15 protein-coding genes are annotated in these 15,158 nt (G+C 63.8%); all 15 read right to left on the reverse strand.

What is annotated here, in order from left to right; all coding sequences use genetic code 11:
- Window positions 1-42: 42 nt before the first annotated feature.
- The 15 genes from TK49_RS13700 to TK49_RS13770 all read right to left on the reverse strand — a co-directional run bounded on the left by TK49_RS13700 (window position 43) and on the right by TK49_RS13770 (window position 15,158).
- A complete protein-coding gene (locus TK49_RS13700) occupies window positions 43-930 on the reverse strand; it encodes an urease accessory protein UreD (RefSeq protein WP_045787192.1) in 888 nt (295 codons plus the stop codon).
- Window positions 931-1,032: 102 nt separating this feature from the next.
- Window positions 1,033-1,725, reverse strand: a complete 693-nt coding sequence (gene urtE, locus TK49_RS13705; RefSeq protein ID WP_045787193.1) for an urea ABC transporter ATP-binding subunit UrtE — start codon at window positions 1,723-1,725, stop codon at window positions 1,033-1,035.
- A 141-nt stretch (window positions 1,726-1,866) separates the two neighbouring features.
- The gene (urtD, locus tag TK49_RS13710; RefSeq protein ID WP_045787194.1) at window positions 1,867-2,718 is read right to left on the reverse strand and encodes an urea ABC transporter ATP-binding protein UrtD; all 852 of its coding nucleotides are present in this window, start codon (window positions 2,716-2,718) and stop codon (window positions 1,867-1,869) included.
- Entirely contained in the window at window positions 2,715-3,896 is a 1,182-nt protein-coding gene (gene urtC / locus TK49_RS13715; protein ID WP_045787195.1) for an urea ABC transporter permease subunit UrtC, read from the reverse strand. Before urtC ends, urtD begins: the two co-directional genes overlap by 4 nt.
- A 1-nt stretch (window position 3,897) precedes the next feature.
- Window positions 3,898-5,508, reverse strand: coding sequence for an urea ABC transporter permease subunit UrtB (gene urtB, locus TK49_RS13720; RefSeq protein WP_045787897.1), 1,611 nt, complete (start codon window positions 5,506-5,508; stop codon window positions 3,898-3,900).
- Window positions 5,509-5,613: 105 nt separating this feature from the next.
- Complete coding sequence (gene urtA, locus TK49_RS13725) at window positions 5,614-6,876, reverse strand: urea ABC transporter substrate-binding protein (protein WP_045787196.1); 1,263 nt, start codon at window positions 6,874-6,876, stop codon at window positions 5,614-5,616.
- Between the two features lie 260 nt (window positions 6,877-7,136).
- Entirely contained in the window at window positions 7,137-7,616 is a 480-nt protein-coding gene (locus TK49_RS13730) for a MaoC family dehydratase (protein ID WP_045787197.1), read from the reverse strand.
- A 37-nt stretch (window positions 7,617-7,653) separates the two neighbouring features.
- Complete coding sequence (locus tag TK49_RS13735; RefSeq protein ID WP_045787198.1) at window positions 7,654-8,124, reverse strand: MaoC family dehydratase; 471 nt, start codon at window positions 8,122-8,124, stop codon at window positions 7,654-7,656.
- 56 nt (window positions 8,125-8,180) lie between these two features.
- Complete coding sequence (locus tag TK49_RS13740) at window positions 8,181-9,311, reverse strand: acyl-CoA dehydrogenase family protein (RefSeq protein WP_045787199.1); 1,131 nt, start codon at window positions 9,309-9,311, stop codon at window positions 8,181-8,183.
- 25 nt (window positions 9,312-9,336) lie between these two features.
- Window positions 9,337-10,533, reverse strand: a complete 1,197-nt coding sequence (locus tag TK49_RS13745; protein ID WP_045787200.1) for an acyl-CoA dehydrogenase family protein — start codon at window positions 10,531-10,533, stop codon at window positions 9,337-9,339.
- An 84-nt stretch (window positions 10,534-10,617) separates the two neighbouring features.
- On the reverse strand, window positions 10,618-11,082 hold the full coding sequence (locus tag TK49_RS13750; protein WP_045787201.1) for a DUF1178 family protein: 465 nt from the start codon (window positions 11,080-11,082) through the stop codon (window positions 10,618-10,620).
- A gap of 137 nt (window positions 11,083-11,219) precedes the next feature.
- Window positions 11,220-11,837, reverse strand: coding sequence for an NUDIX domain-containing protein (locus tag TK49_RS13755; protein ID WP_045787202.1), 618 nt, complete (start codon window positions 11,835-11,837; stop codon window positions 11,220-11,222).
- A gap of 43 nt (window positions 11,838-11,880) precedes the next feature.
- Complete coding sequence (locus TK49_RS13760; protein WP_045787203.1) at window positions 11,881-12,186, reverse strand: DUF2818 family protein; 306 nt, start codon at window positions 12,184-12,186, stop codon at window positions 11,881-11,883.
- Window positions 12,187-12,199: 13 nt separating this feature from the next.
- The gene (gene nuoN, locus TK49_RS13765) at window positions 12,200-13,675 is read right to left on the reverse strand and encodes an NADH-quinone oxidoreductase subunit NuoN (protein WP_045787204.1); all 1,476 of its coding nucleotides are present in this window, start codon (window positions 13,673-13,675) and stop codon (window positions 12,200-12,202) included.
- Between the two features lie 16 nt (window positions 13,676-13,691).
- Window positions 13,692-15,158: an NADH-quinone oxidoreductase subunit M gene (locus TK49_RS13770; RefSeq protein ID WP_045787205.1), complete on the reverse strand. Its 1,467-nt coding sequence runs from the start codon at window positions 15,156-15,158 to the stop codon at window positions 13,692-13,694.

A 15,158-nucleotide genomic window follows, 5' to 3' on the forward strand; every position in this document is an offset into this window, starting at 1 on the left:
GCAGATCGGGCGATGCGAGGTCGGGTCGCCAACATGTGGCCGTCATGTAGACCAGAGGCGCAGAGGACGGCCCGCCACGCCATGCATCGGTTCGCGCAGCGCAAGCCACGTCTGTGACAGCAACGCGCGCGCATCTTCGGGCCGGCGTGCGAGCACGCGCAGCAACAAAACGTTTGGCAGGCCGGGCGCATCTTGCGTGAGACACGTCACGCCCGCGCGCAGGTCGGCGTTGTACGGCAGGTGCTCGGCCATCGATTCGGCCAGGGCTTCGGTGGCGCCCTCGCCCACGGCCCACAGCGTGCCCACCATGTGGAAGCCGGCCATGCCCGTCGTCGCATTCAGCACGGGCGATTGCGCGTCGAACGCGGCAGACTCGATCCACAGCGGCTGACCGTTGCAACGCAGAGCGGTGCGCATGGCGATGCGGCCTTCGGCCCATGATTCACCGGCGGCGTGGCGGCCGAGCATGGTGGTGTCCCAACCGATGGCGGTGGCGCCGGGTGCCAGGTCCAGCGTCAGGTCGATGATCGGGCGGGCCTGGTTGAAAACGATGTTCTCTTGCGGCAGCCAGTCGAGCCGCGCCCCCGCCTCCGCCCGGATGGCAACGCGCTGCGTGGCCGTGCGGCCGAGCGACTTGTACCACTTGGTGGCGCCGGGCGTGGTCAGCACGGCGTGCGCATCGGCACCGAGTTCGATGTCGATATCGAGTACATCGCCGCCGGCAATGCCTGCAGGCGGATGCAGCATGACGGCATGGCACACGCCCTCGCCTTCCGGATACAGCGCCTTCTGCACCCGCAGCGGCCCCTGATGCCGGCACGTGGCCAGCACGGTGCGCTCACCGCGCCGTGCAAACGCCAGGTGCAGCGAGGCTTCCCAGGACGCGAACGAATCGGTCTGCGGCGGGACAGGAAAATCGGGATGGCGCATCAGGAAGGCAGCACGGCGGCTAGGAATTTTCTCATCATAGCCAGATGCCACAGATTTGGCATTCGACATTTTCCGTCGAATACCGGGACATCAGCCGGGGCATCAAACGGCGACCAGATCACGCACGCCATCAGCTTCCATATTGGCGCCGTCGCCCTGGGCGATGACCTCGCCACGGCTCATGACGACGTAGCGGTCGGCAATGCTGCGCGCAAAGTCGTAGTACTGCTCGACCAGCAGCACCGACATGCCGAACTCGTCCACCAGGCGCCGCAGCGTGCGGCCGATCTCCTGGATGATCGACGGCTGGATGCCTTCGGTCGGCTCGTCCAGGATCAGCAGGCGCGGCTCGCTCATCAGCGCGCGGCCGATGGCGAGTTGCTGCTGCTGGCCGCCAGACAGATCGCCGCCGCGCCGGCCCTTCATCTCCTTGAGCACTGGAAACAGCTCGTAGATGGAATCGGGCACCTTGGACGGCGCGCGCTTGGCGGCCGCGCCAATCAGCAGGTTCTCTTCCACCGTCAGCCGCGGAAAGATCTCGCGCCCCTGCGGCACATAGGCGAGCCCCTGCGAGACACGCTCATACGCGGGCAGCTTCTGGATGGTGCGCCCTTCCCAATCGATCGCGCCGCTGGCGGTGGGCACCACCCCCATCAAGCATTTGAGCAGCGTCGTCTTGCCCACGCCGTTACGGCCAAGCAGCGTGGTCAGCTTGCCCGTAGGGGCGTCAAAACTGACGTTGCGCAGGATGTGGCTGCCGCCGTAGTACTGGTTCAGTTGTTGGACCTGCAACATCGCGTTCTTTCCTTTTGCCTTGAGAAGGCTCTGAAAAACGTAGCGAGCGGTCCGATGTTGGCCCGAGAAGCGCAGCCGTACACGGGTACGGCGAGCATCACAGGGGCAAGATCGGGACGCGCAGTAGCTTTGCGGAGCCTTCTAACGCCCCAGATAGGATTCGATCACTCGCTCATCGCGCTTGACGGCGTCGAGCGTGCCTTCGGCCAGGACGCTGCCCTCAGCCAGCACGGTCACGCGCCCTTCTGCCCCCGCCAGGGCGGCGACAAACTCCATGTCGTGTTCCACGACCATGATCGAGCACGTGCCACGCAGGCCGTTGAGCAACGTTGCAAGCTGCATCGTCTCTTCATCCGTCATGCCGGCGACAGGCTCATCAAGCAGCAGCAGTTGCGGTTGCTGCATCAGCAGCATGCCGATCTCCAGCCGCTGTTTCTGCCCGTGCGAGAGCAGCCCGGCGGGCCGATAGGCCTCCGCTTCCAGGTGGATGCGGCCGAGCGTTTCTTCGATGCGCTGGCGGCCGTCGCTCAGCAGACGCGCGCGCAGCGAGACCCACCAGCGCTTGTCGGCCTTCATGGCCAGTTCCAGGTTTTCCCACACGGTGTGCTGCTCGAACACGGTCGGCTTCTGAAACTTGCGGCCGATGCCGATCTGCGCGATGCGCGGCTCGGTCAGGCGCAGCAGGTCGATGGTCTGGCCGAGGAAGACACGGCCGGTCACGTCGGCATTGCGCGGCCCGGTCTTGCCGGTAATCACGTCCATCATCGTGGTCTTGCCCGCGCCGTTGGGGCCGATGATGCAGCGCAGCTCGCCGTGGTCGATCGACAGCGTGAGCGCGTTCAGTGCGCGAAAGCCGCCGAAGCGCACGGTCACGTCTTCGAGATACAGAATGGCGCCGTGCGAGACGTCGATCGTGTCCGGCTCGACCAGATGGCCCATGCCGGTGGCGGTGCCCGTCTCGGCACGGTCGGGGAGTTCGGTGAACGTGCTCATGCGTGGTCTCCGGCGGGCGGCGTGGCGGCGGCCGCTTCGCTCGGCGGTGCGGCGGGTGTCGGCAAGCGCTTTTGCAGGCGCCATTGGTTCATCAGTCCCAGCACACCGTTTGGCAGATACAGCGTGACCAGCACAAAGATCGCGCCCAGCACGAACAGCCAGTACTCCGGCACCCATGCGGTCAGCAGCGTCTTCGCGCCGTTGACGAGGAACGCGCCGATGATGGGGCCGATCAACGTGCCGCGCCCGCCCACGGCCACCCACACGGCCATCTCGATGGAGTTGCCCGGCGACATCTCGCCTGGGTTGATGATGCCGACCTGCGGCACGTAGAGCGCGCCCGCAATGCCGCACAGCACGGCGGAGAACGTCCAGACGAACAGCTTGTAGCCGAGCGGGTTGTAACCGGAGAACATCACGCGCGCTTCGGCATCGCGAATGGCGGTGACCACGCGGCCGAACTTGGACGTGACGATGGCGCGGCAGGCGATGAACGCCAGCACGAGCGCCACGAACGTCGCCACGAACAGCACCGTGCGCGTCGGCAATGCGGAGATCGGGAAGCCGAGGATGCGTTTGAAATCCGTAAAGCCGTTGTTGCCGCCAAAGCCCGTCTCGTTACGGAAGAACAGCAGCATGGCCGCATACGTCATCGCCTGCGTGATGATCGACAGGTAGACGCCTTTGACGCGCGAGCGGAAGGCAAAGAAGCCGAACAGCCACGCCAGTACGCCGGGCACCAGAATCACCAGCAGCATCGCCCAGGCGAAATGCTCGGTGCCATGCCAGAACCACGGCAGCTCCTTCCAGTCGAGGAAGACCATGAAGTCCGGCAGGTCGCTCTTGTACACGCCTTCGCGGCCGATGGAGCGCATCAGGTACATGCCCATGCCATAACCGCCGAGCGCGAAGAACAGCCCGTGCCCGAGGCTCAGGATGCCGCAATAGCCCCACACCAGATCGAGCGCCAGCGCCGCGAGCGCGTAGCACATGATCTTGCCGATGAGCGTGAGCGCATACGCCGACAGATGCAGCGGGCTACCCTCCGGCACCAGCAGCGCGCACACCGGCGCGCCAATGCACACGATGAGCGACACGAGCACCAGCGCAGACCATCCGCGCCGCGACAGCAGCGGCATGCGCGCCGGGATATCGAGAGAGAACTTGGTCGTCGTCATATCAGGCCTCGGCGCTGCGGCCCTTGAGGGCGAACAGGCCCTGCGGACGCTTCTGGATGAACAGCACGATCAGCACCAGCACGATGATCTTTGCCAGCACCGCGCCATAGAACGGCTCGATGAATTTGTTGATGAGACCCAGCCCGAACGCACCGATGATCGTGCCGGCCAGTTGCCCCACCCCGCCCAGCACCACGGCCATGAACGAATCGATGATGTAGCTCTGGCCGAGGTCCGGCCCGACGTTGCCGAGCTGCGAGAGCGCGCAGCCGCCCAGGCCGGCAATACCGGCACCGAATGCAAACGCGTAGCTGTCGACCTTCCACGTGCGCACGCCAACGCAGGCCGCCATCGTGCGGTTCTGCGTGGTGGCCCGCACGAACAGGCCCAGGCGCGTGCGGTTGAGCACCGCCCACGCAATCGCCACCACGGCCAGCGCAAACAGCAGGATGACGAGCCGGTTGTAAGGCAGCACGAGGCCCGGATACAGCGCAATGCCGCCGCTCATCCAGCTCGGGTTCGCCACCTCCACGTTCTGCGCACCGAAGATCGAACGCACGGCCTGCATCAGCAGCAGGCTGATCCCGAACGTGGCGAGCAGCGTTTCGAGCGGACGGCCATACAGGTGACGCAAAACCAGCCGCTCCAGCGCAAAGCCGACGATGGCCGCCGCCAGGAACGCAGCAGGCAGCGCCGCGGGCAGATACCAGTCGAACGCGTTCGGAAAGTAGTTGCGGAAAATCGTCTGCACCACGTAGGTGGCGTAGGCACCGATCATCAGGAACTCACCGTGCGCCATGTTGATGACGCCGATGAGCCCGTAGGTGATGGCTAGCCCAAGCGCCGCCAGCAGCAGCACCGAGCCGAGGCTCAGCCCCGCAAACAGGTTGCCGACCAGCTCGGCCTTGCGTTGCTGCGCGGCGAGGCCGTCGAGCGCCTGTTGGGCCGCGGCGCGCAGTTCATCGTCTGCGCCGCTGTCCTTGGCAAGCAACGGGGCGATGCGCTGGCGCGTCTGCGGGTTGGTGTCGCCCGCAAGCAGCTTGAGCGCCTCGAGCTTCTCGGCATGCGTGCCGTCGTCAAGCGCGAGATTGGCCCAGAGGACATGCAGCTTGCTGCGCAACTCCGGATCGGTTTCATGCTTGCGTGCGGCATCGACAATGGGGCGCGACGCCGTCTCGGGATGCGCAAGCAACGTATCGACGGCCTGCGCGCGCACGGCACGATCGGGCGATTGCAGCACGAAGCCGCTCGCCGCGCTGTCCACTTGCGCACGCAGGGCATTGTTCAGTGTGAGGGACTGCAGATCGTCGGCCTTGACGGTGACGGGTTGGCCAGTGATCGCGTCCAGGTACTTCTCGCCGTCCTGACGCACCATGCCGGCGGCAGGCGCGAAGAACAACGCGTCGTTCTGCAAGGCTTGCAGAATCGGCCCGGCTTGTTCGGCGGGCGCAGCGGTCAGCGCGTTGAGCGCCTTGACCTTGGCATCGAAGTCGTCTCCGGCCAGAGGCTTGAGGTCGGCCTGAGTGAGCGGCTGCCCTGCGGCCCACGATTGGGCGGCAGGTACAGCCACCAAGCACAGGGCGCACAGCAGTGCGGCAAGAAAGCGGGTCATGGCAATCCGATGCGTGGCGGCCGGCACGGAGCCCGGCCAGCCACGTCGTACAGCGTCGTTCAAAAGGCGGCCATGCTCGTCACATGGCCGGCCCGCGAGGTCACATCACTTGCTTGCAACCATGTCGGGCTTGCCTTCGTTGCCGGGGATGTACGGGCTCCACGGCTTGGCGCGGATCACCGTCGGCGTCTTCCACACGACGTTGAACTGGCCATCGCCCCTGACCTCGCCAATCATCACGGGCTTGCTCAGGTGATGGTTGTTGTTCATCACGAGCGTGTAGCCCGACGGCGCCTTGAACTGCTGGCCGTACATCGCCTGACGCACCTTGTCCACGTCGGTGGTGCCGGCCTTTTCGACGGCCTGCTTCCACATCATGATGCCGACGTAGGTCGCTTCCATCGGGTCGTTGGTGACGCGCTTGTCGCCGCCCGGCAGGTTGTTGGCCTTGACCCATGCAGCCCACTTCTTCTTGAAGTCTTCGTTGACGGGGTTCTTGACCGACATGAAGTAGTTCCATGCGGCAAGCTGGCCGGCCAGCGGCTTGGTGTCGATGCCGCGCAGCTCTTCCTCACCGACCGAGAACGCCACCACCGGCACATCCTTGGCCTTCAGGCCCGCGTTGCCGAGTTCCTTGTAGAACGGCACGTTGGAGTCGCCGTTGATGGTCGAGATGACCGCAGTCTTGCCGCCCTGCGAGAACTTCTTGATGTTGGCAACGATGGTCTGGTAATCGGAGTGGCCGAACGGCGTGTAGACCTCTTCGATGTCGCTGTCCTTCACGCCCTTGCTGTGCAGGAACGCGCGCAGGATCTTGTTGGTCGTGCGCGGATAGACGTAATCGGTACCGAGCAGGAAGAAGCGCTTGGCACCGCCGCCTTCCTTGCTCATCAGGTATTCCACGGCCGGAATGGCCTGCTGGTTAGGCGCCGCGCCAGTGTAGAAGACGTTCTTCGACATTTCTTCGCCTTCGTACTGCACCGGGTAGAACAGCAGGCCGTTCAGCTCTTCATACACCGGCAGCACCGACTTGCGCGACACCGACGTCCAGCAGCCGAACGTCACGGCCACCTTGTCCTGCGTGAGCAGCCCGCGCGCCTTCTCGGCAAACAGCGGCCAGTTCGACGCCGGATCCACTACCACCGGCTGGAGCTTGCGGCCCAGCACGCCGCCGCTCTTGTTGATCTCGTCGATGGTCATCAGCGCCACGTCTTTCAACGACGTTTCGGAGATCGCCATGGTGCCTGAGAGCGAATGCAGGATGCCGACCTTGATCGGATCCTTTGCCTGCGCAAACGCCAGGCTCGACATGGACAACAGCGTTGCGCCAGCGACGGCTGACAGCTTCAACAGCTCACGACGTTTCATTGCGGCTCCTCTTGTTGGTAGTGAGAACGACTCCCGGGGCCGAAAGTGCAACTACCGTGCCATCGCTTTTCGCTCGCTCGATGGGAAATCGGCGCCAAAACGGTGCCAATACCGCTCCAACTCCGCGCATTGGGGCGTGGTCGTGCTCAGACGTGGGGCAGGCGTCGATAAGCAACAAAACGGGCGAAGCGCAAGCTCACGCGCGCGCAAAAAGAAAGGCCGGCATTGCGCCGGCCCTTGGAAGCCTGAAGAGCGTGCCGCTAGGAGTAGCGGCGCGAGATCGTTTCTGCCACGCACACCGGGCGCTCCTGTCCTTCACGCTCGAACGTCACGGCCCACGTCATCTGTGCACCGGTCAGGGCGGGGGCATTGGGCAGCGGCGGCAGCAGCTCCATCTCGAGCAGCTTCACGCGCGCTCGCACGCGGCTGCCAACCGGCACGGGTGCCGTAAAGCGGACCCGGTTCAGGCCGTAATTGACGCCCATTTTCACGTCGGACATCTTCAGGGCCTTCTCCATCAGCATCGGCAACAGCGACAGCGTCAGGAACCCGTGCGCCACCGGCGCGCCAAACGGCGATTCGCGCTTGGCGCGTTCCACATCGACGTGAATCCACTGGTGATCGCCCGTGGCCTCGGCAAACAGGTTCACCTGGTGCTGCGTGATCTCGGTCCAGTCGCTCACCGCGACTTCCTGGCCGACCAGCCCCTTGAGCTCGTCGAGCGATTCGATGATGCGCATGTGGTTTGTCTCCTCGGGTGGTGGAATGCGCAGCGAATCAGACTTTGGGCCGGCGGCCGAACAAGCCCATGCCAGTCACCGTGCAGACCAGTTCGCCGCGCTGGTTGCGTGCTTCCCAGCGGTTGACCGCCACGCCGCGATCCGGCTTCGACTGGGACGGCCGCACTTCCATGCACGTGCTCGACACCGACAGCGTATCGCCCGGATACACCGGCTTGATCCAGCGGATCTCGTCCACGCCAGGCGAACCCATGCTGGCCGCCTTGCTCAGGAAACCCTGCACCATCAGCCGCATCATGATCGAGCATGTCATCCAGCCGCTCGAAATGATCCCGCCGTAGATGCTGTGCTTGGCCGCCTCTTCGTCGATGTGGAACGGCTGGGGATCGTACTGCCGCGCAAAAGTCAGGATCTCTTCTTCGGTGACGGTGTACGTGCCCATCTCCAGCGTACGGCCGACCTCGAAATCGTCGAAGTAAAACTCGTACGACCGCGTTGCTTCTACCATGTTGTCTCCTCCAAATGACAACGCCCCGCACGAATGCGGGGCGCTCGAACTTGCGCTTATGCTGCGTTCTTGAAGCCCGCCAGCGATGCGAACCGTGCCAGGTGGTGATCCACGTCGCCCAGCGTCGTGTTGATCATCGTCAGGCGCTTGAACATGTGCGCGGCCGGCAGCTCGTTCGTCACGCCCATGCCGCCGTGCAACTGCACGGCTTCCTGGCCGACGTCACGCGCTGCCTGACCCACGCGCGCCTTGGCCGCCGACACATAACGGCGGCGCGCCTCGGCATCGCCGTCCTCAAAGTGCGCGGCAGCGAGATACGTGATCGAACGCGCCTGCTCCGCGTGGATGAACATGTCGACCATGCGGTGCTGCAGCGCCTGGAAGCGTGCGATCGGCACGCCGAACTGCTGCCGCGTCTTCGTATATTCGAGCGTGGCGGCATTCAGCGCATCGATCAGGCCGATCGCTTCCGCGCACAGCAGCACGCAGCCCAGGTCTGCGACGGCGTCGATCGTCTCCCATGCCTCGCCGACCTTGCCGAGCAGCGTGGCCGGCGCGTTGTCGAAGCGGATGTCGGCGGCACGCAGGTTGTCGATGGTGCGGTAGTCCTTGACCGTCACACCGGCTGCATCGTGGTCAACCAGGAACAGCGACAGGCCGGCAGTGTCACGCGCTTCGCCGCCGGTGCGTGCCGACACGATGAGCTTGCCGGCCTGCGCGCCGTGCACGACGACGGTCTTCTCGCCCGTAAGCGCCCAGCCGCTGCCCTGCTGGGCGGCGCGCGTCGTCACGTTGAAGAGTTCGTAGCGCGACTGGCGTTCGTGGAACGCGATGGCGAGCTTCACGGCGCCACCGGCCACGTCTTCGAGCAGTGCGTCCTGTCCGCCCGCCAGCTTGAGTGCCTGGGCACCGAGCACGGTGGCCTGATAGGGCTCCACCACGAGGCCACGGCCGAGTTCCTGGATCACTACCAGGAGGTCCATCGCGCGGCCGTCAAAGCCGCCTTGTGCTTCCGGCACTGGCAACGCGGTGAGGCCCAGTTCGGCCAGCGCGTCCCAGTGCGCCTGGGACACGCCTTCGGGCGAGTACACCACCTTGTTGCGCGCCTCGAAACCGTAGTCCTTGTCGATGAAGCGGCGCACTGCATCGGCCAGTTGCTTCTGTTCGTCGGTGAACGAGAAATCCATGGTTGTCTCCGTTATCCGTTGCTCGTTAGACGCCGAGGATCATCTGGCTGATGATGTTGCGCTGGATCTCGTTCGACCCGCCGTAGATCGAGGTCTTGCGATAGTTGAAGTAGTACGGTGCCAGGGGCGCGGCATCGTTGTCGCCCGTGATGGCCTGTTGCGTTTCGCCTTCCAGGTAGCTAGGGTCGAACGGCTGGGCATACGGCCCGGCAGCCTCGACCATCAGCTCGGTCAGCATCTGCTGGATCTGCGTGCCCTTGATCTTGAGCAGCGACGCCTCCGGGCCGGGCCCCTTGCCGGCGCTCTCGCTCGACACCACGCGCAGCACCGTCATTTCGAGGGCCAGGAGTTCGATCTCGAGCGAAGCCACCTTGGCCGCGAACACCGGATCCTCCAGCAGCGGCTTACCGTTCTTCTGATGCTGCAGAGCGACGCGCTTGAGGAACGCCAGTTCGCGCTTGGAATTGCCCACGCGCGCAATGCCGGTGCGCTCATGGCCGAGCAGGTACTTGGCGTACGTCCATCCACGGTTTTCTTCGCCGATGAGGTTTTCAACCGGCACCTTCACGTTGTCGAAGAACACCTCGTTCACTTCGTGTTCTTCATCGAGCATGATGATCGGCCGCACGGTGATGCCCGGCGTCTTCATGTCGATGAGCAGGAACGAGATGCCTTCCTGCTTCTTGGCTTCCGGGTCCGTGCGCACGAGACAGAAGATCATGTCGGCGTGCTGGCCGAGCGTGGTCCAGGTCTTCTGGCCGTTGACGATGTAGTGATCGCCCTCGCGCACGGCGCGTGTCTTGAGCGAGGCCAGGTCCGAACCGGACCCCGGCTCGGAATAGCCCTGGCACCACCAATCTGTGCAGTCCAGAATGCGCGGCAGGTAGTAGCGCTTCTGCGCTTCGTTGCCATACTTCATGATGACCGGCGCCACCATGCTCACGCCAAACGGCAGCACGCCGGGCGCGCCAATCTGCGCGCACTCTTCGTCCCAGATGTGCTTCTGGATGGGAGACCAGCCCGTGCCGCCCCACTCGACAGGCCAGTGCGGCACGGACCAGCCCTTGGCCGCGAGCGCCTTGTGCCAGCGGACGAAATCGTCGCGGTTCAGGCGGCGGTGGTTCAACACCTTGTCCTGGATGTCCTTGGGCAGGTTGGCTTGCAGCCAGCTGCGGACTTCCTGGCGGAACGCATCGTCGGCCGCCGAGTAGTTCAGATCCATGCCTGTCTCCTGTGGTTGGCTCTCCGCTGCGGCAAACCAGCGAAGAACGTTCTTGTCGGACCGGCGCGGACCCGAATCGGGCAACTAGTGCACGGGCTGCTTGAGCGCCTCGGGCACCAACAGCGGCATCACGTCGATGCCCTCCTCTGCCAGCTCCCGCGCTTCTTCCAGCGAGGCCGTCCCGCGAATCCCGCGCTCCGGCGCCTCGTTGTAATGCATACGGCGCGCCTCTTCGGCAAACCGCTCGCCAACGTCCTCCGTATTGGCCAGGACATGGCGGACGGCCTTCAGATAGAGCTGCTGCAGGGTCGCGGCTTGCGCGCGAGCCTCGCTTGCCGCTGCCTTGGCGGTGCCGTCCTTCGCGGAGGTCTCCGCCCGGGACGACGACAGGTTCAGGCGCGGTGCACTCGGCAGGCGCTCAACCTCGGTGTGACCGCAAACCGGGCACGTCAACAGCCCGCGTTCCTGCTGCGATTGGAGGTCGGCATCGGAGCCGAACCAGCCTTCGAAGCGGTGGTCATTGGCACAGCGGAGGTCCAGCACTTTCATGATCGGTCCAGCGCGTGGGGATGAGTGTATCCCCGATTCGGAAATTTGTGAACGGTCGTGCTAATTTTTTCGCACGACCGTTCGCCACAGGATTGACTAACAGAAGATGGGGGCGGAAAACCGCAAGTACAAGCGGATCAGGCGCCACTCGGGGCCCACGCGCCCGACAAGATCTTCTCGAGCCAGAACACCCCGATGATGGTTTTCACGTCGGAGATCTTGCCCTCGCGCACCCAGTCGATCAACTGGCCTGCCGGCGCGATGAAGGTCTCCAGGAACTCGCCTTCGTCAAGCGCGGCATCGCCCTGCTTCAGGTCGCGCGCAAGATAGATGTCGATAAATTCGGTGGAGTACGAAATGACCGGATGGATGCGCGTGAGATAGTCCCAGCGCTCGGCCGTGTAGCCGGTTTCCTCGCGCAGTTCGCGCTTGCCGCATGCCAGTCCGCCTTCTTCCGGGTCGAGCTTGCCGGCCGGGAACTCGATCATCACCTGCCCGACCGGGTAGCGAAATTGCCGCTCCATCAGCACGGTACCGTCATCAAACAGCGGAATCATCATGACGGCGCCTGGATGGATCAGGTATTCCCGGCTGGCATGGCGCCCGTCCGGCAGGCGGACAATGTCCTGCTTGAGCGTCAGGAACTTCCCCTGGTGCATCAAGGCAGACGCAATGGGGGTCTCGCGCAGGCCGGCATCGGCATCGTGCGCGGCGTTGGCGGGGGTGTTCGGGTTCGGTGGGGTGGAATCGGACATGGCAGGCTCTCATGCCGAGACAGAGAGGACCTGCCCGGCGGGTTCAACGGGGATGACGAACCAGGTATTGCCAAGTGAAGCCGGGAAACGCAAACACCAGCATCAGGCAAGCGGTGATCGCGTAGAACTGCCAGCCCTGCGCAAACGCATTGCCCTGGCTCGATTCAATGCCGAAGCCGACCAGCCCAACCACCACATACATGGCAATCAGCTCGGCGCCGCGCAGCCAGAACGGCTTGCGCGGCCAGCGTGCCGGCACCAGGGCGAGCACGCGTTGATTGACGAACGGCAGGTTCGCACACACCAGTGCCAACACGATGACAAACAGGCCGCCCGTCGAGGTGCTCATGGTGCCGGCTACTTTACGAAGCCAGCGTGAGGCGAATGGCCTGGTAGCACAGGCTCATCAGGCCGGCCGGGAAGATGCCGAGCACCAGCACCAAGAGGCCATTGACGGACAGCAGCGAGCGCAGGCCGAAGGTCGCTTCCACGGGGCCCTCGTCGGCCGGTGCATCGAAGTACATCACCTTCACGACACGCAGGTAGTAGAACGCACCCACCAGAGAGAACAGGACCGCCACCACGGCGAGCCACGGCATGCCTGCATCGACCACCGCGCCCAGCACCGACAGCTTGGCATAGAAGCCGACCGTCGGGGGCAGGCCCGCCAGCGACATCATCATGAACAGCATGAGCAATGCAAACCACGGGCTCTTCTTCGACAAGCCCTTCAGGTCGGCGATCTCCTCGGCCTCGTAGCCTTTGCGCGCCAGCAGCAGGATCACGCCGAAGGCGCCCAGCGCGGTCAGCACGTACGTGATGGCGTAGAACATCGACGCACTGTAGGCTTGAGCCGTCAGATCCGGCTTGCCGGAGCTCACGCCCGACAACATGCCGAGCAGCAGGAAGCCCATGTGGGACACCGTCGAATAGCCCAGGAGGCGCTTGAAGTTCGTCTGAACCACACCGGTGATGTTGCCGACGGCGAGCGACACGATGGCCAGCACGATCAGCATGTTCTGCCAGTCGAATGCCAGCGGGAGCAGCCCTTCCACCAGGATGCGCAGCGCCATCGCGAACGCCGCCACCTTGGGCGCGCCTGCAATCAGCAGCGTCACTGCCGTGGGCGAGCCTTGATAGACATCCGGCACCCACATGTGGAACGGCGCCACACCGAGCTTGAAGGCCAGGCCGGCAACGATGAAGACCACGCCAAACACGAGGATCGTCTTGTTGATCTCACCGCTCTTGATGGCGTCGAACACCTTGCCCAGTTCGAGCGAACCGGTTGCGCCGTAGAGCATCGACATGCCGTAGAGCAGCAGCCCCGAAGCCAGCGCACCCAGGATGAAGTACTTCATCGCCGATTCGGACGACACGTTGGAGCGACGGCGCAGAGCAACCAGCGTGTACGAAGCGAGCGACAGCAACTCCAGGCCCAGGTACAGCACCAGGAAGTTGTTGCCGGTGATCATAACGACCTGCCCACCCAACGTGAACAAGCCGAACATGTAGAACTCGCCGGCCGACATCTCGCGATCGTTCAGATAGCGGCGCGTATAGACCAGCGTCACGAACAGCGTCAGCGCGCAGAACGACGACAGCACGTTGGCCATCGGGTCGATCACGGCCATGTTGCCGAATGCGTAGTGCGTTTCACCGGCGGCGGCATTCAACGCAAACCAGACCGTCAGCACCAGCGTGATCACCAGCGAGACCGGATAGGCAACGCTGCTCCGGTTCTTGCCGCGCGCCAGATCGATCCAGTTGACGGCACCAATGCCTAGCGCGAGAAAAATGATTGGGGCAACAGCCGCAATGGAGGAGGACGATTGCATAGTTTCTTCTCGCTGCTTACAGCTTGGTCTGGGCCACGTGGTTCAGCAGATTGACCACGGACGCATGCATGACATCGGTGAAAGGCTTCGGATACAGGCCCATGTACAGGGTGGCGATCGCCAGCACGCCCAGCATGAAGAACTCACGGCAATTCAGGTCCTTCAGCTCGGCTACGTGCTTGTGCGTCACATCGCCGAAGATCACGCGCTTGACCATCCACAGCGAATACGCCGCACCAAAGATCAGCGCGGTGGCTGCCAGCAGACCGATCCAGAAATTGAACTGGACCGAACCCAGGATCACCATGAATTCGCCCACGAAGCCCGAGGTGGCCGGCAGACCGCAGTTGGCCATCGCAAAGAAGACCGACAGCGCTGCGAACTTCGGCATCGTGTTCACCACGCCGCCGTAATCGGCGATCTGGCGCGAGTGCACACGGTCATACAACACGCCGATGCACAGGAACATCGCACCGGAGATGAAACCGTGCGAGATCATCTGAACGATGCCGCCCTCGATACCGATCTCGTTGAAGATGAAGAAGCCCAGCGTGACGAAGCCCATGTGGGCGATCGACGAATACGCGACCAGCTTCTTCATGTCGGCCTGCACCAGCGCCACCAGGCCGATGTAGATGACGGCCACCAGCGAGATCGCGATGATGAACGCAGACAGGCTGTGGCTCGCATCGGGTGCGATCGGCAGCGAGAACCGCAGGAAGCCATACGCGCCGAGCTTCAGCATGATCGCGGCCAGCACGACGGAGCCGCCGGTCGGCGCCTCCACGTGGGCGTCCGGCAACCACGTGTGCACCGGCCACATAGGTACCTTCACGGCGAACGCCATGAAGAAAGCGATGAACAACAGGATCTGCTCGTTCATCGACAGCTTGACCTGGTGCCACTGCAGGATTTCGAACGTGCCGCTGTGGAAGTACAGGTACAGCAGTGCGATCAGCATCAGCAGCGAGCCGAGCAGCGTGTACAGGAAGAACTTGATGGCTGCATACACGCGGTTCGGTCCGCCCCACACGCCGATGATGATGTACATCGGAATCAGCGTGGCCTCGAAGAACACGTAGAACAGCAGGCCGTCGAGCGCCGCGAACACGCCAATCATCAGGCCCGACAGGATCAGGAACGCAGCCATGTACTGGGCCACGCGCTCGGTGATCACCTCCCAGGCCGAGATCACGACGATCACGGTGATAAAGGCAGTCAGCACCACGAACCACATCGACAGGCCGTCCACGCCGAGGTAGTAGCTGATGTGGAAGCGCTCGATCCAGGTCGACTTCTCGACGAACTGCATCGCGGCCGTCGACTTGTCGAAGCCCGTGACGAGCGGCAGCGTCATCACGAAGCTGATCAGCGAGCCGATCAGCGACATCCAGCGGACATAACCGGGATTGCGGTCTGAGCCCGAGGCCAACACCAGCACGCCGAAGAAGATCGGCAGCCAGATCGCAAAAGACAGAACCAT

It is taken from the genome of Ralstonia mannitolilytica (assembly GCF_000954135.1).
Classification (GTDB): domain Bacteria; phylum Pseudomonadota; class Gammaproteobacteria; order Burkholderiales; family Burkholderiaceae; genus Ralstonia; species Ralstonia mannitolilytica.